The sequence below is a fragment of the Pueribacillus theae genome, assembly GCF_003097615.1.
GTDB lineage: Bacteria > Bacillota > Bacilli > Bacillales > UBA6769 > Pueribacillus > Pueribacillus theae.
Genome location: NZ_QCZG01000001.1, coordinates 43,993 through 66,367 on the forward strand (window position 1 = coordinate 43,993; position 22,375 = coordinate 66,367).

23 protein-coding genes are annotated in these 22,375 nt (G+C 39.8%); 16 read left to right on the forward strand and 7 right to left on the reverse strand.

Translation table 11 applies throughout. The features are described 5' to 3' along the window. Positions 1–12 precede the first annotated feature (12 nt). The 3 genes from DCC39_RS00265 to DCC39_RS00275 all read left to right on the forward strand — a co-directional run bounded on the left by DCC39_RS00265 (position 13) and on the right by DCC39_RS00275 (position 3,097). Positions 13–261 (forward strand): hypothetical protein, encoded by a 249-nt coding sequence (locus DCC39_RS00265; RefSeq protein ID WP_116552869.1) that lies wholly within the window; start codon positions 13–15, stop codon positions 259–261. 144 nt (positions 262–405) lie between these two features. Next, on the forward strand, positions 406–1,362 hold the full coding sequence (locus DCC39_RS00270) for an NAD(P)H-dependent flavin oxidoreductase (RefSeq protein ID WP_116552870.1): 957 nt from the start codon (positions 406–408) through the stop codon (positions 1,360–1,362). A 148-nt stretch (positions 1,363–1,510) separates the two neighbouring features. After that, on the forward strand, positions 1,511–3,097 hold the full coding sequence (locus DCC39_RS00275; protein WP_338066524.1) for an alkaline phosphatase family protein: 1,587 nt from the start codon (positions 1,511–1,513) through the stop codon (positions 3,095–3,097). 148 nt (positions 3,098–3,245) lie between these two features. Here the strand turns inward: DCC39_RS00275 and DCC39_RS00280 are convergent, their stop codons facing one another. Both DCC39_RS00280 and DCC39_RS00285 read right to left on the reverse strand, forming a co-directional pair. Next, a complete protein-coding gene (locus DCC39_RS00280) occupies positions 3,246–3,461 on the reverse strand; it encodes a hypothetical protein (protein ID WP_116553083.1) in 216 nt (71 codons plus the stop codon). Positions 3,462–3,577: 116 nt separating this feature from the next. Continuing rightward, a complete protein-coding gene (locus tag DCC39_RS00285; protein WP_276309867.1) occupies positions 3,578–4,201 on the reverse strand; it encodes a YktB family protein in 624 nt (207 codons plus the stop codon). Positions 4,202–4,360: 159 nt separating this feature from the next. On the opposite strand from DCC39_RS00285, the gene DCC39_RS00290 reads away from it, so the two are divergent. Both DCC39_RS00290 and DCC39_RS00295 read left to right on the forward strand, forming a co-directional pair. Next, complete coding sequence (locus DCC39_RS00290) at positions 4,361–4,549, forward strand: hypothetical protein (RefSeq protein WP_116552872.1); 189 nt, start codon at positions 4,361–4,363, stop codon at positions 4,547–4,549. Positions 4,550–4,824: 275 nt separating this feature from the next. Further along, entirely contained in the window at positions 4,825–5,637 is an 813-nt protein-coding gene (locus DCC39_RS00295) for an inositol monophosphatase family protein (RefSeq protein ID WP_116552873.1), read from the forward strand. A 37-nt stretch (positions 5,638–5,674) separates the two neighbouring features. Here DCC39_RS00295 and DCC39_RS19025 read toward each other — a convergent pair whose 3' ends face one another. Further along, positions 5,675–5,851: a DUF5325 family protein gene (locus tag DCC39_RS19025; protein WP_165820748.1), complete on the reverse strand. Its 177-nt coding sequence runs from the start codon at positions 5,849–5,851 to the stop codon at positions 5,675–5,677. Between the two features lie 125 nt (positions 5,852–5,976). Between DCC39_RS19025 and typA the strand changes: the two genes are divergently transcribed. Both typA and DCC39_RS00305 read left to right on the forward strand, forming a co-directional pair. Beyond that, entirely contained in the window at positions 5,977–7,812 is a 1,836-nt protein-coding gene (typA, locus tag DCC39_RS00300; RefSeq protein ID WP_116552874.1) for a translational GTPase TypA, read from the forward strand. 31 nt (positions 7,813–7,843) lie between these two features. Further along, on the forward strand, positions 7,844–8,182 hold the full coding sequence (locus DCC39_RS00305) for a YlaH-like family protein (RefSeq protein ID WP_407071821.1): 339 nt from the start codon (positions 7,844–7,846) through the stop codon (positions 8,180–8,182). 22 nt (positions 8,183–8,204) lie between these two features. Here the strand turns inward: DCC39_RS00305 and DCC39_RS00310 are convergent, their stop codons facing one another. The 3 genes from DCC39_RS00310 to DCC39_RS00320 all read right to left on the reverse strand — a co-directional run bounded on the left by DCC39_RS00310 (position 8,205) and on the right by DCC39_RS00320 (position 9,833). Next, positions 8,205–8,405 carry a YlaI family protein gene (locus DCC39_RS00310; RefSeq protein WP_116552875.1) on the reverse strand — a complete coding sequence of 67 codons (201 nt, stop codon included), beginning with the start codon at positions 8,403–8,405 and terminating at the stop codon, positions 8,205–8,207. Positions 8,406–8,701: 296 nt separating this feature from the next. Then, positions 8,702–9,277 carry a YhcN/YlaJ family sporulation lipoprotein gene (locus tag DCC39_RS00315; protein ID WP_165820749.1) on the reverse strand — a complete coding sequence of 192 codons (576 nt, stop codon included), beginning with the start codon at positions 9,275–9,277 and terminating at the stop codon, positions 8,702–8,704. A gap of 55 nt (positions 9,278–9,332) precedes the next feature. Continuing rightward, positions 9,333–9,833 carry a peptidyl-prolyl cis-trans isomerase gene (locus DCC39_RS00320; RefSeq protein ID WP_116552877.1) on the reverse strand — a complete coding sequence of 167 codons (501 nt, stop codon included), beginning with the start codon at positions 9,831–9,833 and terminating at the stop codon, positions 9,333–9,335. A gap of 260 nt (positions 9,834–10,093) precedes the next feature. Here DCC39_RS00320 and glsA point away from each other — a divergent pair, with 260 nt between their 5' ends. The 4 genes from glsA to pyc all read left to right on the forward strand — a co-directional run bounded on the left by glsA (position 10,094) and on the right by pyc (position 16,170). Beyond that, positions 10,094–11,020, forward strand: a complete 927-nt coding sequence (gene glsA / locus DCC39_RS00325; RefSeq protein WP_116552878.1) for a glutaminase A — start codon at positions 10,094–10,096, stop codon at positions 11,018–11,020. Positions 11,021–11,134: 114 nt separating this feature from the next. Continuing rightward, positions 11,135–11,416, forward strand: a complete 282-nt coding sequence (locus tag DCC39_RS00330; RefSeq protein WP_116552879.1) for a YlaN family protein — start codon at positions 11,135–11,137, stop codon at positions 11,414–11,416. Between the two features lie 99 nt (positions 11,417–11,515). Next, positions 11,516–12,700 (forward strand): putative lipid II flippase FtsW, encoded by a 1,185-nt coding sequence (ftsW, locus tag DCC39_RS00335; protein ID WP_116552880.1) that lies wholly within the window; start codon positions 11,516–11,518, stop codon positions 12,698–12,700. Between the two features lie 26 nt (positions 12,701–12,726). Then, a complete protein-coding gene (pyc, locus tag DCC39_RS00340; RefSeq protein ID WP_116552881.1) occupies positions 12,727–16,170 on the forward strand; it encodes a pyruvate carboxylase in 3,444 nt (1,147 codons plus the stop codon). A 24-nt stretch (positions 16,171–16,194) separates the two neighbouring features. Here pyc and DCC39_RS00345 read toward each other — a convergent pair whose 3' ends face one another. After that, positions 16,195–17,109, reverse strand: a complete 915-nt coding sequence (locus tag DCC39_RS00345) for a COX15/CtaA family protein (RefSeq protein ID WP_116552882.1) — start codon at positions 17,107–17,109, stop codon at positions 16,195–16,197. Between the two features lie 387 nt (positions 17,110–17,496). Between DCC39_RS00345 and cyoE the strand changes: the two genes are divergently transcribed. From cyoE to DCC39_RS00370, 5 genes are all read left to right on the forward strand, one after another. Continuing rightward, positions 17,497–18,393 carry a heme o synthase gene (cyoE, locus tag DCC39_RS00350; RefSeq protein ID WP_116553085.1) on the forward strand — a complete coding sequence of 299 codons (897 nt, stop codon included), beginning with the start codon at positions 17,497–17,499 and terminating at the stop codon, positions 18,391–18,393. Between the two features lie 87 nt (positions 18,394–18,480). Continuing rightward, positions 18,481–19,503 (forward strand): cytochrome c oxidase subunit II, encoded by a 1,023-nt coding sequence (coxB, locus tag DCC39_RS00355; protein ID WP_116552883.1) that lies wholly within the window; start codon positions 18,481–18,483, stop codon positions 19,501–19,503. A gap of 20 nt (positions 19,504–19,523) precedes the next feature. Then, positions 19,524–21,383: a cytochrome c oxidase subunit I gene (ctaD, locus tag DCC39_RS00360; RefSeq protein WP_116552884.1), complete on the forward strand. Its 1,860-nt coding sequence runs from the start codon at positions 19,524–19,526 to the stop codon at positions 21,381–21,383. Next, the gene (locus tag DCC39_RS00365) at positions 21,384–21,992 is read left to right on the forward strand and encodes a cytochrome (ubi)quinol oxidase subunit III (RefSeq protein WP_116552885.1); all 609 of its coding nucleotides are present in this window, start codon (positions 21,384–21,386) and stop codon (positions 21,990–21,992) included. 1 nt (position 21,993) lies between these two features. Beyond that, the gene (locus DCC39_RS00370) at positions 21,994–22,323 is read left to right on the forward strand and encodes a cytochrome C oxidase subunit IV family protein (RefSeq protein ID WP_116552886.1); all 330 of its coding nucleotides are present in this window, start codon (positions 21,994–21,996) and stop codon (positions 22,321–22,323) included. Positions 22,324–22,375 lie beyond the last annotated feature (52 nt).

Genomic DNA, 22,375 nt, shown 5'->3' on the forward strand with positions numbered 1-22,375 from the left:
GAGGTGATCGACATGCGGCGGTTTTTGCTTAGTATTGGTATCCATGAAGCAATTTGGCTTGGGTATTCACTTGTTACTTTTCTTTCTCCTGAAGACAGGCTGGCTGCGAAAGTTTTTTTATTAATTATTTTTGTTTATTTTGCTAGCTTGATTAGTTTTACAATCGGTAAAACAAAAATGTTTGTATTTTTTAGCTTAACCGCCAGTACCATTTGTTTCTTTATTATTCAAACGGGTATTTCTCTTATCGTCTCCTATTAATGTTTTTAATGAAAATAATAAGAAATTGAAAAAATCATGGATGCAAGAAGGTTTTTGAAGTAACTGAAGAGAATTGGAATAGTGTGGCGATCGATCATGGATCCAAATGAAATTAAAATGTTAGCAGAGTAGGAAGGTGTCTATATGAACTGGGAAACGAGAGTAACAAAATTGCTTGGGATCCGCTATCCAATCATTCAAGGCGGACTAGCCTATTTGGCTTATTCGGATTTAGCTGCAGCTGTTTCAAATGCAGGCGGGCTTGGACAAATTACAGCGATGAGTCTGTCATCTCCTGAAGAATTGAAGGAAGAAATCGCCAAAGTAAGAGAGAAGACTGATAAGCCTTTCGGAGTGAATTTTGCGATTGGGCAAAATAGAAGGCCATTTACCGATATGCTGCAAGCTGCTATCGACGAGAATGTACCGGTTATTTCAATGACAGGCGGCAACCCTCAACCGATCTTCGAACAACTCGAAGGTACGGACATTAAGAAACTTGTGCTTGTTGCAGCGAAAAGGCAGGCGATCAAAGCGGAAGAACTTGGCGCAGACGCTGTGATGGTCGTTGGACAAGAAGGCGGTGGCCATCTCGGCCGTGATGACATCGGCACGATTGTTCTTGTACCGCAAGTTGTGGACGCTGTTTCAATCCCTGTCATTGCATCAGGTGGAATTGGTGATGGGCGTGGATTACTGGCAGCATTAGCGTTAGGTGCAGAAGGAATCGAAATGGGGACCCGCTTTATCGCGACGAAAGAATGCATCCACGCAAGTGAATTGTATAAACAAAAACTAATCGAAGGAGATGAAACAGACACTGTCATTATTAAAAGGAGTATCGGTGCTCCGGCAAGGGCGATTAAAAACAGTTGGACAGATAAAATTTTAGAAACTGAGCAAAAATCGCCTACATATGAAGCATTAAAAGATTTAATCAGTGGAAAGGCAAATAAACGTTACATCCATGAGGGCTTAGAAGATGAAGGCTTTGCATGGGCTGGACAAATCATCGGCCGCATTCATGATTCACCGCCGGTTTCAGAATTGATTGAACGAACGATTTCCGAAGCAGAAGCAATGTATAATAAACTTAAATAGTATGCAAAGAACTCCTGGCATTTGAAGGAGTTCTTCTTTTACAGCATTTGATTCAGCCGGTGCGTTGGAGTGAAGATTGCTTATTTGACATAATTCCTTTTTTATTGGAGAAAATAATGGCAACAAGCTTTAGCGAAGAGTAAAGGAAATGAAAAGGATGAAAAAAATGCTGTATACCATTATCATCGCCTTTTTTTTTATTATAGGGATTTTAAGTATATTTTTAATTAAAAGTTTTAAACCCGATGTGCAGTCATTGGGTGGCAAACAAATGACTCATTCAGCCAAACCCGTTGTCCTTCTCATCATAGATTCATTAATGGACAAACCTCTTCAGAAAGCGATTGAAGAAGGACGGGCGCCGGCCTTTCAATTTTTGATAGATAATGGGTACTATGATTCGAATATGATAAGCAGTTATCCGACCATGTCTGTCACAATAGATAGCACGTTATTGACTGGAACGTATTCAGATAAACATCGGGTGCCTGCACTCGTTTGGTATAACGAGAAAGAAAAACGCCTTGTAAGTTATGGAAGTGCAAAAGAGGAAATTTTAAAACTAGGTGTAAAAAATATACTTGAAGATAGCATTGTCAATTTAAATGCTCATCATTTAAGCCGTGATGTGAATACCATCCATGAAGCAGCGGCTTCCAAAGGTTTACAAAGTGCATCAATCAATGCGCTTCTCTATCGCGGAACTGAAAAAAAAACGTTGCGGCTGCCTACTATCATGGCGAAATTGAACGTAGCGCCAAAAAAACTACAAGTTGAAACACCAACGCTGTTTTCCTATGGTGCGCTCGCACAGTTCAACCCGAAAAATAACAAAAACAATAATATATGGGATGGTTTTGGTTTTAATGATAAATTTTCAGCGCAAGAGCTAAAATATTTCATTCAGCATGAAACGGTTCCAGCATTTACAATCGCTTATTTTTCGGATCTTGACAAAATGGTTCATAAAAAAGGACCGGTTAACCATCTCAAAGGTATCGAAGATGCAGATAAACAGCTTCAGGAAATATTCAATTCTTTCGACTCATGGGAAGAGGCGGTAAAAGAAGTTGTTTGGATCGTAATGGGAGATAGTGGACAAGCAGAAATTGGCAAAGATAAAAAAGAATCGTTGATTGACTTAAAGTCCAAGTTGGGCATGTATAAAATACACAAAATCACTGAGTCTGTTAAACAAGAGGATCAGCTCGTATTGGCTGTAAACGAAAGAATGGCGTTCATTTATAGTCTGGATGAGCAAGTGACGCTTGAAGATATCGTGAACAAATTCAAGGACGATCATCGGCTCAATTTTATTGCTTGGAAAAGTGGCTCCAACGTGAATGTAGTGGCCAATGGGAAAAAGATGAACTTTCATCTAGGTGGCGATTTCAAAGATGAATATCACCAATCCTGGTCGCTTGAAGGTGATCTGTCTGCTTTAGATCTTACGTTGAAAAACAAACAAATTTTCTTTGGAAAATATCCAGACGCGTTAGCCCGTTTACACAGTTCATTACATTCACACTCCGGCAATTATATTATTGTTGATGCAAAACCGGGCTTTGAATTTGTTGGTGAAGGGACACCTGTCCACTTGGGGGGAGGATCACATGGCTCAATACACGAGAAAGATTCAATCGTCCCATTGATTGTAGCAGGCACTGATAAGAGGCCGGCACATTCGCGAATTGTCGATCTTTATCCATGGATTTTACAATTAATGCACCAATGAGACTGCTGCTGTTAAAGGCAAGAGGTGAAAGGCCATTGCATTGGCTTTAACATTTTGGGTTCTTTCGCCCGGAGGTTGCGGCCGGTTAACGTAAATTTAAAAAAGCTACCTGATGCCAAAATGGTCAAAAGGTAGCCAATATTGAATGTTACTGTAACTGTTGCTGTTGTTTGTTATTATTCGCTTGCTGTGTATTTGTTCCTTGCATGCTTTGTGGTGATTGTCCACCCATACTCGCAACAAAAGGAACCATTTGCTGCATCGTCTGCCCCATGCTTTTTCCGTTTTTCGTCATGCTGTAAAATGTAGCTGCTCCAACTCCTACAGAAGCAATCAAAGGGATCCAAATCTTTTGCTGTTGCAAAATCATTCACCACCTTCAAATGTACTTTATTACACTTATATTTTTTCTTAATGTGACTGGAAAAATGTCTGTGAACAAATACCATGTTTAAATGCTGTATTTTTCCTAAGAGGAAACTATTCGTTTATCGACAATTTATATAAAGGCATAAGTGCTTCAAAAGTGTTCTTTGCAAAATGTAAAAACGCTTGTCCATCTTTCAAAAGCGGATCTTCTGCTGCTACATGTTGTCCGATTAAAAATTCGGCCTTTTTCACGTCTCTAAAACGTTCAAGGGCTTTCGTTAAGTCAATCTCCCCCAGGGTAGAAGCGTCTTTTTTCGTATGATCGTGAGAGATAACAAAGTTTTTTGGAATTTTTGTTTGTATGTCATCAATATGCTGTAGAAAGGTGTGTCCGATTTCCTTTTTGTTCGGCAGTTCATAAATGTACGCCAACCATATAAAAACATGGTCGTCAAATAAACCGACTTGAAAATGTGGATGTTTTTTGTAGCCCCGTTTATTTGCGGAAATTGCCAACCAAGTATCATTTGGCGGGTTTTTTGTTCTTCTTGCGTGTTTTGCAATGTGCAAAAACATTTCATCCCCTGCTAATGCGGATATATCTTCTGTTAATGTTTTGCCGATAAGTTGAAATTTTGGCTGGATTCGCTCTTGGATTGCTTCCATCCGGTCTTCAAGTCCTTCAATTGTAAAGGTGTCAAAATCTTTTTTTGTAAATCCCTCAAACTTATCCACGTTTTTCCTCCTCATCAAAAATTTAACGGTAAATTGGTTTGAAATTCATGAAATGTGGGAAGATCTTAATAAAAGTAATTCGAATGATTTTAATCTTGCAACGCATTTAATAGCATTTTACCTATTAATAATTCAAAACACAAAGGGGTGTGAATTATTATGAAGCAAGTAATACAAACATTAAGAAGAAAAGACGCAGAAGAGCGCCTTCCTGTATTGCATTTAGAATTGAATTATGAATTGGCAACGCTTTATGATGCAATGGTTGAAAATGATGAAGCTAAAATTAATGAATCGAAAGAGAAGCTTGAATCCCTTCGGCGCGAGCTCATTCGGTTGGAAGTATAGTATGAACAAAGACGCTGATGCGTCCTTGTTCGGAAGTCTGAGGTCGGAAGCCGGATTGGTTTAAATTGGCGAATTGCCAATTTATACTTTTATGATCATTAAAAATAAGCGAACCATAGGTTCGTTATTTTTTTGTTCATTTTTTTACAATGTGGCATAATAAGAAAAAATGACTATACATTTTTTTCTTGGAAAGTTAGAAATTAGAAGTTGGATTAGGGGAAACAATCGAGAATGATCGATTCCAATATAAATGTTAAAGGGGCTATTTGTAAATGCTTGATGAACATTGGAGGCAGCTTTTTGGTCATGCAGAAGAGTGGATAAAAGAAGCGGGCAAGCTCATAAAGCAATCGTTTCAAAATGAAATTACAATTCAATTTAAAACGAATTTCTCAGATCTTGTAACAAATATAGATAAACAAGTGGAACAATTTTTAACTTCAAATATTCATAAGGCTTATCCAGATCATCGGGTGCTGGGTGAAGAAGGCTTCGGAGACTTCATCGAGTCATCGGAAGGGACGGTATGGATTATTGATCCGATTGACGGGACAACAAATTTTGTAAACCAGCAGCGCCATTTTGCGATCTCAGTTGCGATCTACCATCATGGTGCCGGAAAAATTGGAATGATCTATGATGTCGTTGCAGATGAGTTCTATCATTGTTTAAAGGGAGAGGGAGCTTATTTAAACGGCGTAAAATTGCCCCAACTAAAAGAAAAAAAGCTGTCACAATCACTCATAGGCCTTAATGCGACTTGGGTGACAAAAAATAGAAGAATTGATCCGGCAGTGTTGGCTCCGCTTGTGAACGCAGCCAGAGGGATACGTTCATATGGCTCAGCCGCGATTGAAATTGCTTATGTGGCATCAGGAAGGCTTGATGGCTATATCTCAATGCGGCTTTCCCCGTGGGACTTTGCAGCAGGGATGCTGCTGATCGATGAAGTTGGCGGGAAAATAACGAGGATTAATGGAGAGTCGATTAATTTATTTGAGCAAAATTCTGTTTTTGTCGCAAATCCATTTATCCATGAAGAAATATTACATAACTTTATTTTGCCTAAATTCGATAAAAAATAAGAATAAAAGAGAACAATAAGGAATACGAAATGCAAACTTATTTCGTATTCCATTTTCTTTTAAGCCGAAATCCGTAACCCATGAATCCAAAGGCTATAATTAAAGAAAGCAACGCATATAAAAGCAAGTTTTCCGCAAGTAATACACCAACCAAAAGAATAAAAAAAACAACGATGAATGAAAGCAGCAGGAAAATAATATTTTGCTTAACCAACTGAATTAGCCTCCGTATTTCTAAAATTATTTAAAAAAAGTGTATCACAAATTACGTTGTTTGTCGTGCTTATGGTATAATAATTTAGTTATCCCGCAATCTGGAAGGAATGGAGAAAAATATAGATGATGAATATAAGAGAAGATTTACGTAATATTGCGATCATTGCCCACGTCGATCACGGCAAAACGACATTGGTTGACCAGTTGCTTAAGCAATCAGGAACTTTTCGAGAAAATGAAGATGTCGCAGAGCGAGTGATGGATTCAAACGATTTGGAGCGTGAGCGCGGCATAACCATTTTGGCAAAAAATACGGCGATTCAATACAAAGATAAAAAAATAAATATTATGGATACACCCGGCCACGCCGACTTCGGAGGCGAAGTAGAGCGCATTATGAAAATGGTTGACGGTGTGTTGCTTATTGTTGATGCTTATGAAGGCTGTATGCCGCAAACAAGATTTGTTTTAAAGAAAGCATTGGAACAAAAGCTTATCCCTATTGTCGTTGTCAACAAGATTGACCGGCCGTTTACACGACCGGCTGAAGTGGTGGACGAAGTCCTTGATCTATTCATTGATCTTGGCGCAGAAGAGGAACAATTGGATTTTCCGGTTATTTATGCCTCTGGGATAAATGGAACAGCAAGCTTAGATCCGGATCCGGACAAGCAGGAAGATTCGCTTACCATTCTCTTTGAAACAATCATTGAGAAAATTCCAGCCCCTGTCGAGAACAGTGATGAGCCGCTTCAATTCCAAGTAACAATGCTTGACTATAACGATTACCTAGGCAGAATAGGAATTGGAAGAGTCTTCAGAGGAAAGATATCGGTTGGCCAACAAGTCGCTTTAATGAAATTGGACGGAACGGCAAAGCAATTCCGTGTAACGAAGCTTTTTGGCTTTCATGGGTTAAAAAGAATGGAGATTAACGAAGCGAAAGCCGGTGATCTTATTGCGGTTTCCGGCATGGAAGAAATCAATGTCGGGGAAACCGTTTGCCCGATTGACAACAAAGATCCACTCCCGCCGCTCAGAATTGATGAACCGACATTGCAAATGACTTTTTTAGTCAATAATAGTCCTTTTGCAGGCAGGGAAGGAAAGTTTATTACAAGCCGAAAAATCGAAGAAAGGCTTCGTGCAGAACTCGAAACAGATGTAAGCTTAAAAGTTGAAAACACGGAATCTCCTGAAGCTTGGATCGTTTCGGGACGAGGGGAGCTGCATCTCTCAATTTTAATCGAGAATATGAGGAGAGAAGGATACGAACTACAAGTATCTAAACCTGAAGTCATTATTAGGGAAATTGATGGTGTTCCATGCGAGCCTATTGAAAGGGTTCAAATCGATGTTCCAGAAGAATATACAGGAGCGATAATGGAAGCACTCGGAGAGCGTAAAGGTGAGATGCAAGATATGGTGAATAACGGCTCTGGCCAAGTGCGCTTGGAGTTTCTCGTACCTGCCCGGGGAATGATTGGTTACGCGACTGAATTCATGACCCAAACGAGGGGATACGGAATTTTAAATCATTCCTTTGATAGTTACCAGCCCGTCATCCATGGAGAAGTGGGGGGAAGGCGCCAAGGTGTGCTCGTCTCTCAAGAAACAGGAAAAGCAACACAATACAGCATCATCCAGCTCGAAGATCGAGGGACCATTTTTGTTGAGCCGGGAACAGAAGTGTATGAAGGCATGATCATCGGAGAACACAACCGTGAAAACGATTTAACGGTCAATATTGTGAAAATGAAACAAATGACGAATATGCGTTCATCAACGAAAGATCACACGGTAACGATGAAAAAACCAAAAATTATGACGCTTGAGGAATCACTTGAATATCTGAATGATGATGAATATTGTGAAGTTACGCCTAAATCGATACGCCTTCGAAAAAAAATATTAAACAAAAGCGAACGAGAGAAAATGGAAAAAAGGAAGAAAAATTAAATGCTGCGTCTAAAGGGGAGGGGGAGGCAAAATGAGTGAAGAAAATATCATGAATGCAGAGCCTGAAGGCCTAACATCAATGGCAATGTTGGTCGGTATTGATAAAAACGCTGTTCTTGGGTTCTTTCTTCTGTATCTCATTGTAACGGTATTAACAATCATTGTATTTAACTTAGGATTTGCACGGAAACTGCCGCTCTTAAAGACGGTCATCGTTTATATCGTCCTTGTTTTGGGAAGTTTTATTTTAACGTTTTTTGCCATTGGCCTTCCGATTGCCGAGGGGCTTATTGTCGCTGCGATTGTTCTTGGAATTTATAGAATACGGTTGCGCCAGTCAAAAAAGGAAACGGCGCAAAATGATCATTAAAAGCAGGATGAAAATCCTGCTTTTAAAATAATTCATTCTTTTCCATGGTGCGATAAAGCTTAAAAGATTCACTTGCCAGATGCTTTTTTGTTTTTACGGTAATCCGACTATGGCACTCATCACACATAAACGTATGAATCGGCCTGTTTCTTAAACGTTTTGCAAGCGATGTTTCATCATCTATTTTCTTGATTGCATCACATAACACGCATTTCACTCTCATTGCTACACCTCGCTACTTGTAAACAGTATAACATGAGATAAGCCTAATTACATCGTTTAAGAGGAAGTTCAAAGTCCGGGAACGATAGGCTGCGAATCTCTTCGTCAGCTTGCTCTTCTGCTCCTACTTAATTGAAAGGAGCTATGCACCTGCGTCTACAAGCATTGCTCCGAAGCATGCTTCCTCGGTGCAACTCGCAGCGGATCATAGAAGTATCGCTCGTCGCTGCGGTGCTCAGAGCTACGCTTCCTCGACCTTCTTGCCTCTCGTTGTCCTCCACCGCTCTTTAAATATTCTTATTTTCGTTCATGATCTTGCTTTTCTTGTTCTTTTTTAAGCTTCTGTTCATCTTTTGGGTTTAATTGTTGATCGTTATCTCTAGTCGGTGCATTCCCGTCATTGTTTTCATTCAGCACCCCCGGCGTTTCAGGCATAATCCGGTTTACGATTTCTGCTAATTCTTCCATAATCCCGGCTACCGGACGGCCTTCATCCATGCCTTCTCTCATTTTTCTTAGACGTTCTGTTATATCCGTATCCGCAGTTATCAATGCATTCGCACCATATGGGTCATCTTTCAAAGCTTCTCCTACCGTGTATTTAATCGTTCCGACCCGTGAACGGTCGATGTTTTTATTAACATCGATGCCGATTACTGCGTAATCACCAGCTACAATGGCAGTTGCATCCTCAACATCGGGAATTGAAGTGGCAAGATCAACAAGATGTTTTGCGATATCGTCTGAAGACATTTCATTTGTCTGTCTCATTTCAGCAATATTATTCCCTTGGTTGTTATTATTTTGATCATCATTTTGGCAACCGTATAATCCAACAAAACATAGCGTAAATAAAGCAAAGAATTTTTTCACATAGAACATCCTTTCATGCATTATTTACGTTTATGTTTTGTCATTAGTTAGATGATTATTCGAAATGAAAAGAAACGATATTTTTGATAGGATGATCGCGGTTGCTTCCGTCGCGAAAATAAAGATGAACAGGACCATCTTCGACGAGAGGTTTCCCGTTTAATGCAAAACAGAGAAAGGCATCTCTCACTTTTGAAAATTCCGCTATTATTTTTTCACCGTTTTTTTGTACAATTTGCACATTAGTTATATCTTTTGAAGGGCTGGCATTTTCGATAAAAGGGCGAAAAGGCATCACATAGGAACCTTTTAGTACTTCATCTTTTTTCTTTTGGTTCACACTTTTTTCGACGGGGGGAGAACTTACTCCGTGAACACGTTCTTTATCCCACTGTTCGGAAATGGCTTTCGTATAATCTTCAATGTCATCCACTTTATTTTCGAGTAAATGAAAACACTCTTCCAATTCAATTTTCCGATCGTCAAAAATCCATACACTTGGGTCAAGTGTAATATTGTAGTCTAATTTTCCAGTGAGTTGAATAATGTTACTCATAACTAACTCTCCAATCTTTTTAAGGGATCCTACGTCTATCTTATCATGTACAAATAGGAAAAGGGATATAATAATGTGTGTTCAAAAAGGAGGACAACGAGAGGCAAGAAGGTCGAGGAAGCGTAGCCCTGAGCACCACAGCGTATGTTTGTAGGATACGTGAGTCGCGGAAGGGCAAGCTGACGAAGAGATTCGCCGCCTATCGTTCCCGGACTTTTTGAACATCCTCATATAGTTGAAAAGAGATAGGAGTGTTATGATTGCATTGCATTACTGATGAAGAATTAATCGCACTTGTTGATCAGGCTAGGCCTTTCTGTAAAGAGGGCGAAGTATCAGATTATATTCCAGCACTGGGGAAAGCTGAGCAATCTGATTTATCCATTGCAGTATATACTGAAGATGGCTGCCGTTCTGCGGGAGATGTTGAGAAATTGTTTACTTTGCAAAGCGTTAGCAAAATCTTGACATTAGCCATAGCATTGTGTGATCTAGGTGTAGAAAGAGTATTTGAAAAAGTTGGCATGGAACCGACGGGCGATCCATTTAACTCGATTTCAAAGCTTGAAAATAATAAACCATCAAAGCCGTTAAATCCAATGATTAACGCTGGGGCATTAACAGTAACAAATTTAATAAAAGGAAACAATAACAATGACAAGCTTGAGAGAATTTTAAATTTAGTTCGCGCGATGGCCTGTAATCCTAAAATCAATTATAATTCTTTTGTTGCAGAATCCGAGTATGAAACAGCTTATCTGAATCGTTCGCTTTGTTATTTTTTAAAAGCACACAAAGTCATCGATTGCGACGTGGAACAATTGCTTGATATTTATACGAAGCAATGCGCCATTGAATTAAATTGCATCGACCTTTCGCGCATCGGTTTTGTTCTCGCGAATAACGGGGTTGACCCTGATACAGGAGAAACGATTTTGCCTAGAAAAATTACTAGAATTGTTACGACGTTTATGGTAACCTGCGGGATGTATAACGAATCAGGGGAATTTGCGATCAAAGCTGGAATTCCAGCAAAAAGTGGGGTATCTGGAGCACTTCTTAGTTCAGTCCCTGGCAGAATGGGGATTGGAGTTTATGGCCCGGCGCTGAATGAAAAAGGGAACAGTATAGCAGGGACAAAATTATTAGAAGAACTTTCAGAAAAACTCCAACTCAATATTTTTTAACAAAATCCAGCTTCTAAAACTCTGACTTCGGGCTCGTACGTTTCTGCTTGCATTTTTGATGAATTAAAGATATGATAAAGTCACGTAATTAGGATTCGAAACGGAGGGATCGTTTTGTCGCTTGAGACAATTGCCGTACATCGCGAAAAAGCCTATGCCCTGCTTAAGGCTGACGCCAATAAGATCCTAAAACTAATCGAGGTACAGATGGAAAATTTAACGATGCCGCAATGTCCTCTTTATGAGGAAGTGCTTGATACACAAATGTTTGGTCTTTCTAAAGAAATCGACTTTGCGATACGATTAGGTTTAGTCGATGAAATAGATGGAAAACAGTTGATGGAAAGCCTTGAAAAGCAATTAACTGTCTTACACGAAGCCTCGACAAAACCTTAAAAACTCAAACTATATAAAGATAGTTTGAGTTTTTTATATTTAAATTGGACGAAAATATGATAAAATAAATGCTATCTAGCTGTAAGGGTTGAGTAAAGCATGCTAAAAAAGTTATTAAAAAACTATGACTATTCTTTGATTATCGCCATGTTTTTACTAATCGGCTTTGGAATTATCATGATTTATAGTGCTAGCATGGTTGTTACAGTAACAAAATTTGACCCTCCCCGCCCAAGCAATTACTTTTTTATTAAACAGCTGCAATGGCTGGCAGTAGGAATGGTTCCTTTTATCCTAACGATGGTATTGCCTTACCAGGTTTATAAACGTTTTATGAAAATGATTATCATTGTTTCTTTAGCCTTGCTGCTTATCGTTTTGTTTGCTGGTTCCACATTTAATAATGGGCAAAGGTGGATCTCTTTTGCAGGAATTACGATTCAGCCATCAGAATTTATTAAGGTTGGCCTGATTATATATTTGGCAGCTATCTTTTCTAAGAAACAAAGCTACATAACAAACTTTAAAAAGGCTGTAGTTCCTCCCTTGATCGTAATCAGTGTGTTTTTTTTCCTAGTGGCCAAGCAGCCGGATTTAGGTACGGCGGTGATTATCGCGGGAGTTTCAGGCGTTATGATCATTTGTTCTGGTATGAAAGGAAAACATCTTTTTTCATTAATTGGGCTTTGCTTTGTCGCTTTTTCGATTATTGCGACAGCGTTGCCAATCTTTTTATCCGACGAGCAATTATCAAGAATATCCGGTGCCTATGATCCGTTCTCGGATCCGCAAGATTCTGGCTACCATTTAATTAATTCTTATTTGGCGATTGCTTCCGGCGGAATAACTGGAAGAGGGTTAGGAGACAGCATTCAAAAATACGGGTTTCTTCCCGAACCATATACAGACTTTATTATGGCAATTGTTATTGAAGAACTTGGAGTGTTTGGGACAATCTTTGTGATAGGTTTGCTCGCTTTTATTGTTTATAAAGGATTTATGATTGGCATACGCTGCCAGGATACCTTTGGCAGCTTGCTAGCTATAGGAATCTCATCTTTAATTGCGATTCAATCTTTTGTTAATTTGGGGACGGTCTCCGGTTTGCTTCCAATAACAGGGGCACCATTGCCTTTTATAAGCTATGGCGGATCATTCCTTGTTCTAGCAATGACTTCGATGGGGATCCTTATTAATATTTCATCATTTGTTAATATGAAACGAAAAGCTCTCCAACCTGCACCAACAAAAAATAAGAGTGAAGGAAGGATAGTCTATAGATAGAATTCAATAAATAGGAGGATATGTGAATGGATAGGAAAATCAATAAAGTTTTAGTTGCAAACAGAGGGGAAATAGCGATACGAGTCTTCAGGGCATGTACTGAACTGGGGATACGAACGGTCGCGATTTATTCAAATGAAGATACAGGTTCGTTTCATCGGTATAAAGCGGATGAAGCGTATCTTGTAGGTGAAGGAAAAAAACCGATTGAGGCGTACCTTGATATTGAAAACATCATCGAGATAGCAAAAGCCAATGATGTGGATGCGATTCATCCAGGCTATGGTTTTCTTTCTGAAAATGCAAAGTTTGCACAACGCTGTGAAGAAGAAGGAATTATTTTTATCGGCCCAAAACCTGAACATCTTATCATGTTTGGAGATAAAGTTCGCGCAAGAAGCGAAGCAATTAAAGCTAAAATCCCTGTCATTCCAGGAACGGACGGGCCTGTAAAGAATGTCGAAGAAGTGCGCGACTTTGCTTCAACCTATGGTTACCCAATTATCATTAAGGCTTCTCTTGGCGGCGGCGGACGCGGAATGAGAATTGTTAGAAGCGAAGAAGCGCTAGAAGAAGCTTATAACCGGGCGAAGTCAGAAGCGAAAGCAGCTTTTGGCGGGGACGAGGTGTACGCTGAAAAGTATATTGAAAAACCAAAGCATATTGAAGTACAGATTCTTGCTGATAAAAACGGACACACTGTCCATTTATATGAGCGTGACTGTTCAATTCAAAGGCGCCATCAAAAGGTTATCGAAGTGGCTCCAAGTGTTTCGCTTAGCGATGAACTTAGAGAAGCCATTTGTAACTCCGCCGTCGATTTAGCTAAAAACGTAAATTATTTGAACGCAGGAACAGTAGAATTCCTAGTTACTCAAGATGGGGAATACTATTTTATTGAAGTCAATCCAAGAGTACAGGTTGAGCATACAATTACAGAGTTAATTACTGGCGTTGACATTGTACAATCACAAATTTTAATTGCCGATGGCCATGAGTTGCATGGTAAAGTGGTGGGCATCCCTCAGCAAGAAGATATTCGTACGAACGGGTTTGCCATTCAATCACGCGTGACGACAGAAGACCCGGCGAATAATTTTATGCCTGACACTGGTAAAATCATGGCGTATCGTTCCGGTGGCGGCTTTGGTGTTCGTCTTGATGCCGGAAATGGATTTCAAGGTGCTGTCATTACTCCTTACTATGATTCGCTATTAGTAAAAGTTTCGACGTGGGCATTGACTTATGAACAAGCAGCCGCAAAAATGATACGAAATTTGAAAGAATTCCGTATTCGGGGAATTAAAACAAATATCCCTTTCTTGGAAAATGTGATTAAACATGAAAAATTTATGAATGGCAATTATGATACTTCATTAATTGATACATCACCAGAACTATTTGTTTTTCCAAAAAGATTGGACCGCGGTACGAAGATGTTGTCTTATATCGGTTCAACAACCATTAATGGATTTCCGGGTCTTGAAAAAAAGAAAAAGCCTGCGTTCCCTGAGCGGAGAATGCCGAAGTATAAAAAAACCGAGAATGTCCAAGATGGAACGAAACAAATTTTGGAAAAGGGTGGTCCGGAAGGGCTTGTTGAATGGGTAAAAGCGCAAAATAAAATATTATTAACGGATACGACTTTCCGTGATGCCCATCAATCGTTGCTCGCAACAAGAGTAAGATCATATGACTTGCTGGAAATTGCGGAACCAACAGCACATTTGCTGCCAAACCTTTTCTCAATCGAAATGTGGGGCGGGGCGACATTCGATGTTGCGATGCGCTTTTTGAATGAAGATCCGTGGGAGCGTTTAATTGCTTTAAGAGAAAAAATTCCAAACGTTTTATTTCAAATGTTGCTAAGAGCATCGAATGCTGTCGGCTACAAAAACTATCCAGATAATTTAATTCGTGAATTCGTCAAGCAATCTGCAGACGCTGGCATTGATGTGTTCCGGATTTTTGACAGCTTGAACTGGATTGAAGGAATGAAACCAGCAATCGATTCTGTAAGAGAATCCGGAAAAATTGCCGAGGCATCCATTTGCTACACAGGTGATATTCTTGATTCAACAAGAAAGAAATATGATTTAGCTTATTATAAAAAAATGGCAAAAGAATTAGAAAGCGCAGGAGCCCATATTCTAGGCATTAAAGATATGGCAGGGCTACTTAAACCCCAAGCTGCCTTTGAATTAATTTCTGCATTAAAAGAAACGGTCGATTTGCCGATCCATTTGCATACCCATGATACGAGCGGCAATGGAATTTTCACATATGCGAAAGCGATAGAAGCCGGTGTTGACATTGTCGATGTTGCTGTTAGCGCGATGGCTGGGCTAACGTCACAACCGAGTGCAAATACGTTATATTATGCGTTAAATGGTTTAGAAAGAGCTCCAGAACTTGACATCAGGGCGTTGGAGGAACTTTCTCACTATTGGGAAGACACAAGAAAATATTACGAAGGCTTCGAAAGCGGAATGAATGCCCCACACAGCGAAATATATGAACACGAAATGCCTGGTGGCCAATACAGCAACTTGCAACAACAGGCGAAGGCGGTTGGTTTAGGCGACAAATGGGAGAAAGTGAAGAAAATGTACCGCCGTGTCAATGACATGTTCGGGGACGTTGTAAAGGTAACGCCTTCTTCAAAAGTTGTCGGGGATATGGCGCTGTTCATGGTTCAAAACGATCTTAATGAAGATGATATTTATGAAAAAGGTGAAACATTGGATTTCCCTGATTCAGTGATCGAATTTTTCCAAGGATATTTAGGACAACCATACCAAGGCTTCCCGAAAGAACTGCAAAAAATCATTCTTAAAGGGCGAGAAGCGATTACAACTAGACCGGGTGAGCTTTTGGAACCTATCAACTTCCATGAACTAAGAGAAACGCTGCAAGGGAAGCTCAACAGACAAGTGACAATGCATGATATCATCTCTTATGCCTTATATCCAAAAGTCTTTATGGATTATGCGAATTTGGCGGAACAGTTTGGTGATCTCTCAGTACTCGATACGCCTACTTTCTTTTACGGCATGCGGTTAGGAGAAGAAATTAAAGTAGAGATTGAACGAGGAAAAACACTCATTGTAAAGCTAGTATCTGTTGGCCAGCCTCAACTCGATGGTACAAGAGTTGTCTATTTTGAACTAAACGGCCAGCCTCGCGAAGTAGTCGTAAAAGATTTAAATGTAAAAACAGCGATCGCACAAAAGCCGAAAGCGGATCGAGATAATCCGAACCATATCGGAGCAACAATGCCAGGTACCGTTATCGAAGTCCTTGTTAAAAAAGGGGAACAAGTGAAAAAAGGCGATCATCTCATGATAACGGAAGCAATGAAAATGGAGACGACGGTTCAGGCGCCATTCGATGGAACGATTGTTGATGTTTTTGTAAATAATGGAGAAGCGATTCAAACAGGTGATTTATTGATCGAAGTAACGAAATAAAAATAAGCTTGCCTTTGGGCAAGCTTATTTTTCATGCTGTAAAAGTTTTTGTCTCGTGGCGATAAGAAGCAAGTATGAAATGACGACAAATAAGCATGAAATGAAAAAACCGTGTGCAAGCGTTATAAAAAGGTTTAACTTTGAAAAAATAATCAATGCACCGGAGAAAACTTGAAAAATAACGAACAAGAAAGCGAACAAGAAAGAATAGAAAATTACTTTTTCATTCTTAAATTCCTTTGCTGCTCTTATAAACATATACAATAACCAGATGAAAACAACAAATGCTAGAATTCGATGGATAAAATGGACACCTGCCAAAGAATTTAGAGGTGGAATCCATTCAGTGGCACCACAAACCGGCCATGATGAACAAGCAAGGCTAGCCTTTGTATGCCTAACGAAAGCGCCGCTGTAAATGGCGATATAGAGGAAAATAGCAAAAACATACAATTGCGTCCGGAATGTTTTCGGCATTTCAACAACGTATTCTTTGCCCAACCGATCATCCTCAAAAACAAGCAAAGTCAATAAAAAGACAGAAGCCAACGAAAGAAGCGAAATTCCAAAATGCAGGGCCAAAACAGCAGATGATTGTCCCCATATGACAGCAGCAGCTCCAAGAAGACCTTGGAACGCAATTAGAAAAACAGAAAAAAAAGCGAGCCATTTCGTTTCTCTCAAGTGGCCAAGCTTTTTCCAAGTCCAAATTGCCAACATAATGACCATAATACCTAAGAGGCCTGATACAACCCGGTGGCTGTATTCGATAATCGTTTCAACTTCGGGCTGGGTTGGAAGTAGTTTTCCATAGCAAAGCGGCCATGAATTTCCGCAGCCGTCGCCGGAATCCGTCGTCGTTACGATTGCACCCATTAATAAAATGACAAACATTCCGAGCGTCGTAACGGCAGCATAAACTTTTAACAATTTATTCACAATTAGCACCTTCTTCTAAATTAGGCAACAGGGTTCGTCAAAATCGAATCTATAATGAATAACGTGCCAAATCTACGGCAAATCTAGATTCAGCACTTATTTTCAGGCTCTCGTATTGCTATACAAAATAAATAAGTTCGTTTATAATAATGGTTGATTCGACCAAATTCCCTATCAATCTTATCATACCATTCATCAAAAAGTGTGAACAACCTTAGAAACAATTGTGAAAGATGTATGATATTCAGCGGCATAGGATTGATATCCTTGCAAAGATCCTAGATAATAAGGGTTGCAAAGTAAATTAGAAGTCATTCATTTTGTAAGCTTAGAACAAAGGAGGTGTGATTTGTGGAAAGGGCAAAAGCAGTTACCGTAAGCAAAGTAATGGAACCGGGTCCTTTATCAGAACCTAAAACAGGAACTTGGAAAGACTTTATAACACTTACGAAGACTGGAATCGTTACTTCCAACTTTATGACAGCGTTCCTGGGGGTTTGGCTAGCAGCTAAGTTTACAGGCTTTTCTCTTACAGAAAACTTTTTGCATGTTTTCTTGGCCCTGTTAGGAACAACATTAGTTATAGCTGGCGGTACTTCATTAAACAACTATATTGACCGCGATATTGATGAAATGATGCCGCGTACACAAGATAGACCGTCTGTTGATGGTAGAATCCCTCCTAATCAAGTGTTGTGGGTAGGCTTTAGCCTTTCTGTTATTGGTATCGTTTTACTTTTAATGACAAATGTAATCTCTGCAGTTTTCGGATTGATTGGACTGCTTTTCTATGTTGTTCTCTATTCAATGTGGACAAAAAGAACAACATCATTCAATACTGCGGTTGGCGCTGTATCAGGAGCGATGCCTCCGGTAATTGGCTGGGCGGCTATTGATCCTCAGCTTCATCCAGTAGCCTTAATCCTGTTTTTAATTTTGTTTTTTTGGCAAATGCCGCATTTTTTTGCAATTAGTATGATGAGATGTGAGGATTACCGGGCTGCGGGAATTCCGATGCTCCCTGTCGTAGCAGGGTTTGAAGCAACAAAGCGGCAAATGGTTCTTTATGTTACCGCATTAATTCCTGTTTCATTGCTTCTATTTAAGCTTGGTGTTGTTTATACCGCTTTCATGGCTGCATTGGGTCTTGGATGGTTTGCTGTCGGTTTAGCCGGTTTCAAAATGAAAGACGAATTGAAATGGGCAAAAATAATGTTTGTTTACTCACTGAACTATCTCACAATTATGGTTATCGTTACAATTTTAGTTACATTTAAGATGTAACAATCTGTACCTAGTGTACAGATATATACATAAAATAAGTGTTTCTTACTGCAAGAATTTAAAGACTTGAGAAAGTGAGGTAAAGACATGAAAAAGATGTTAAGGTTGATTCCCGTTCCTATCTTCGGTTTCCTCTTATTAATGCTTGCAGGATGCGGGGAAGAAAACCTATCAGCTCTTCGACCAAAAGGAACAGGAGCAAAAATTCAATTTGATTTAATGATGCTGAGCATCTATATCATGATAGGCGTTTTTCTCGTTGTGGCTATCATTTTTACGTATGTCATATTGAAGTATAGAAAGCGCCGAGGTGAGGAAGATGTCATTCCGGAACAAGTGGAAGGAAATACAACGCTTGAGGTGCTTTGGACTGCAATTCCAATCCTTTTATTATTGATACTGGCGATTCCGACGGTGTTAGCTACCTTCACATTAGCTGCAGAAGCGCCTGAAGATGATAAGGATACGCTAAAGGTTGAAGTAACAGCTCATCAATATTGGTGGGATTTTAATTATCCTGGTTTGGATTTCAATACATCGCAAGATTTGTATATTCCGGTAGGCGAGAAAGTTTATTTTGACCTAACTTCCAATGATGTCATCCATTCGTTCTGGATTCCTGCTTTATCCGGGAAAATGGATACAAATCCAGGTTTGAAAAACAGCATGTGGATTGAAGCGAAAGAACCTGGTGTTTACAAAGGAAAATGTGCAGAGTTATGTGGACCATCCCATGCTTTAATGGACTTTAAAGTCATTGCTCTTGAGAGAGATGATTTTGACGCATGGGCTGACAAAATGAAAAATGCGAAAGCGAAAGCTGACACTGAGGCAGCTCAAGCTGGAGAAGAAGTTTTTAAACAAAGCTGCATTTCTTGTCACGCTGTTGGTGAGGAAGGCGGAAATCTCGCACCAAACTTAACAAACTTTGGCGATCGTGAAACATTAGCCGGTTTTCTTGATGTAACAGATGAAAACATTGCGGATTGGATTAAAGATCCTCAGTCCTTAAAACCTGCTAACAGTATGCCTGGCTTTGGAAACGACTTAAGCGATGATGAAATCAATTCACTTGTTGCCTACTTAAAAGAACAAAAAATTAATCAATAAATGATTAAGGAGGTTTAAACGTGGCGACTCACACTGAACAACTATCCCATCGCAAAAAGAGCGCCTTATGGGATTGGTTAACAACTGTTGACCACAAAAAAATTGCTATTTTGTACTGTCTTGCCGGTCTTTTCTTTTTCATTCTTGGGGGGATTGAAGCAGTATTAATTCGTATTCAGTTGCTATATCCGGAATTTAGCTTCGTTTCCGCACAAACGTTCAATGAATTAATCACAATGCACGGTACAACGATGATTTTCTTGGCTGCAATGCCTATTTTCCTTGGATTGATGAACGCGGTTGTTCCGCTTCAAATCGGAGCGAGAGATGTTGCGTTTCCGTTCATGAATGCACTTGGATTGTGGCTGTTTATTTTTGGTGGTTTGCTTCTTAACATGAGCTGGTTCCTTGGTGGAGCACCTGACGCTGGTTGGACGGCTTATGCGCCTTTATCTACAGACTATGCCGGAACAAGCGGGATGGACTACTATGTTTTAGGGCTGCAAATTGCTGGATTTGGTACGTTAATGGGAGGAATTAACTTCCTCGTTACGGTGATTAACATGAGAGCTCCTGGCATGTCATTTATGCGTATGCCAATGTTTACTTGGGCTTCATTTATTACATCAGCACTTATTTTATTCGCGTTCCCACCTTTAACAATTGGTTTTTTCCTGCTTATGTTTGACCGCTTTTTCGGTTCTAACTTTTTCGTAGCAGATGCTGGTGGTAACGTTATTGTTTGGGAACATATTTTCTGGATTTTTGGACACCCTGAAGTTTATATCTTGATTTTACCTGCTTTTGGTATTTTGTCAGAGGTCATTCCTACATTCTCTCGCAAACGGCTTTTCGGTTATAGTGCAATGGTGTTTGCGACAGCGTTAATTGCGTTTCTTGGGTTCATGGTTTGGGCTCACCATATGTTTACAACTGGTTTAGGCCCTGTAGCCAACTCAATTTTTGCGATTGCTACGATGACCATTGCGATCCCGACAGGGGTTAAGATCTTTAACTGGCTGTTTACAATGTGGGGGGGACAACTTCGCTTCCCGACTGCAAATCTATGGGCTGTAGGTTTTATTCCGTCTTTCTTAATCGGCGGTATGACAGGAATTATGCTTTCTGTTGCGCCTGCTGACTATCAATATCACGACACGTATTTCGTCGTTGCCCACTTCCACTATGTCATTGTTGGAGGTAGTGTGTTCGGTATTTTTGCCGGCCTGTATTATTGGTGGCCTAGAATGTTTAGCAAAACGCTTAACGAAACGCTTGGAAAGTGGCATTTCTGGACATTCTTCATCGGTTTCCATTTTACTTTCTTCCCGCAACACTTCTTAGGGTTAATGGGAATGCCGCGCCGTGTGTTTACGTATTTGTCTGGCCAAAATCTTGAGGCGGGTAACTTTGTAAGTACAATCGGAGCATTTTTAATGGGTGTTGGTACAATAATATTTATTGTCAATATCATCATGACGCAATCGAAAAAAGAAGTGGCTGCTTACGATCCATGGGATGGGCGTACACTCGAATGGGCAATTCCAATTCCGACGCCTGAATATAACTTTGCACAGTTGCCATTAGTGAAAGGCTTGGATGCATTTTGGATTGAAAAAATGAACGGCAACAAAGTAATGACGCCAGCTGAGCCGTTAGATGATGTTCATATGCCGAATGGTTCAATCTTGCCACTCTTAATGTCACTATCGTTTTTCGTAGCTGCTTTCGGATTTATTTTCGATGTATTGTTTGTCGCTATTCTTGGTCTTGCCAGCTTCTTCTTCTGTATGCTCTTGCGTTCAGTAATCGATGACCATGGCTACCATATCCATAAAGAAGAACTAATTCCTGTTGAAAACAAAGGAGGTAAAGCTTAAGTGAGTACACAATCATCAACATTGCCTCCTCATCCTGAGAAAGCAACATTAGAGGGAAAGAATAAGTTTTTAGGATTATGGTTTTTCCTAGGCGGGGAAACAGCTTTATTCGCAACGTTATTTGGTACGTATTTGGGGCTCCGGAATTCAAATGCCGGAGGCCCAACCGCCGAGGAATTGTTTTCACTTCCATTAGTTTTTGTAATGACCATCATCTTGCTTGTGAGCAGTATGACTTCTGTTCTTGCTGTTATGGCGATGAGAAGAAGAAATATGAAAGCATTGCTTGGCTGGTTTATTGTTACAGTTATTTTAGGTTTGTCGTTTATTGGCTTAGAAATTTACGAATTCTATCACTATACACTTGAAGGGCATCAATTTACAAAAAGTGCATTTGCTTCTGCTTTCTATACGTTGCTAGGAACTCACGGTTCCCACGTTGCCTTTGGCTGTGCATGGATAACTGCACTCGTAATCCGCAACTTCAAGCGCCCGCTCGACACATACAACGCGCCTAAATTTTATCTTGCATCTCTATATTGGCACTTTATTGATGTTGTATGGGTATTTATTTTCTCACTCGTTTATTTGTTGGGAGTGATCGGTTAAAATGGTTGAAGAGAATAAAGATTTAAACTCACCGAAAATGACGTTAGAGGAAGAGATTGAATATAAGTCGGAAATGAAGCTTCAGCTCATCTCCTTTGCGATGATGATTATTTTAACAATCGTTGCTTTTGCAGCTGTAGCCAGCGATGCCATTACACCGGCGTTTAAAGCCATTTTCGTCTTAATTATGGCTGGTATCCAATTTGTCTTCCAAGTTTATGTATTTATGCATATGGGGCAAAAAAATCACGAATTTCCGACATTGGCAATTTGGACTGGATTTTTTGTAGCTCTTTTATGTATTGTTGGGATAGCAGCGTTAATTTGGTAAGCAAATGTAAAGTTAATAAAAATGTGATGGCTGCAATCTTAAATTGCAGCCA

Coding starts and splice junctions, on each gene's coding strand:
- DCC39_RS00265 (WP_116552869.1), top strand. CDS start 13: ATGCGGCGGTTTTTGCTTAGTATTGGTATCCATGAAGCAATTTGGCTT.
- DCC39_RS00270 (WP_116552870.1), top strand. CDS start 406: ATGAACTGGGAAACGAGAGTAACAAAATTGCTTGGGATCCGCTATCCA.
- DCC39_RS00275 (WP_338066524.1), top strand. CDS start 1,511: ATGAAAAGGATGAAAAAAATGCTGTATACCATTATCATCGCCTTTTTT.
- DCC39_RS00290 (WP_116552872.1), top strand. CDS start 4,361: ATGAAGCAAGTAATACAAACATTAAGAAGAAAAGACGCAGAAGAGCGC.
- DCC39_RS00295 (WP_116552873.1), top strand. CDS start 4,825: ATGCTTGATGAACATTGGAGGCAGCTTTTTGGTCATGCAGAAGAGTGG.
- typA (WP_116552874.1), top strand. CDS start 5,977: ATGATGAATATAAGAGAAGATTTACGTAATATTGCGATCATTGCCCAC.
- DCC39_RS00305 (WP_407071821.1), top strand. CDS start 7,844: ATGAGTGAAGAAAATATCATGAATGCAGAGCCTGAAGGCCTAACATCA.
- DCC39_RS00310 (WP_116552875.1), bottom strand. CDS start 8,405: ATGAGAGTGAAATGCGTGTTATGTGATGCAATCAAGAAAATAGATGAT.
- DCC39_RS00320 (WP_116552877.1), bottom strand. CDS start 9,833: ATGAGTAACATTATTCAACTCACTGGAAAATTAGACTACAATATTACA.
- ftsW (WP_116552880.1), top strand. CDS start 11,516: ATGCTAAAAAAGTTATTAAAAAACTATGACTATTCTTTGATTATCGCC.
- pyc (WP_116552881.1), top strand. CDS start 12,727: ATGGATAGGAAAATCAATAAAGTTTTAGTTGCAAACAGAGGGGAAATA.
- cyoE (WP_116553085.1), top strand. CDS start 17,497: ATGGAACCGGGTCCTTTATCAGAACCTAAAACAGGAACTTGGAAAGAC.
- coxB (WP_116552883.1), top strand. CDS start 18,481: ATGAAAAAGATGTTAAGGTTGATTCCCGTTCCTATCTTCGGTTTCCTC.
- DCC39_RS00370 (WP_116552886.1), top strand. CDS start 21,994: ATGGTTGAAGAGAATAAAGATTTAAACTCACCGAAAATGACGTTAGAG.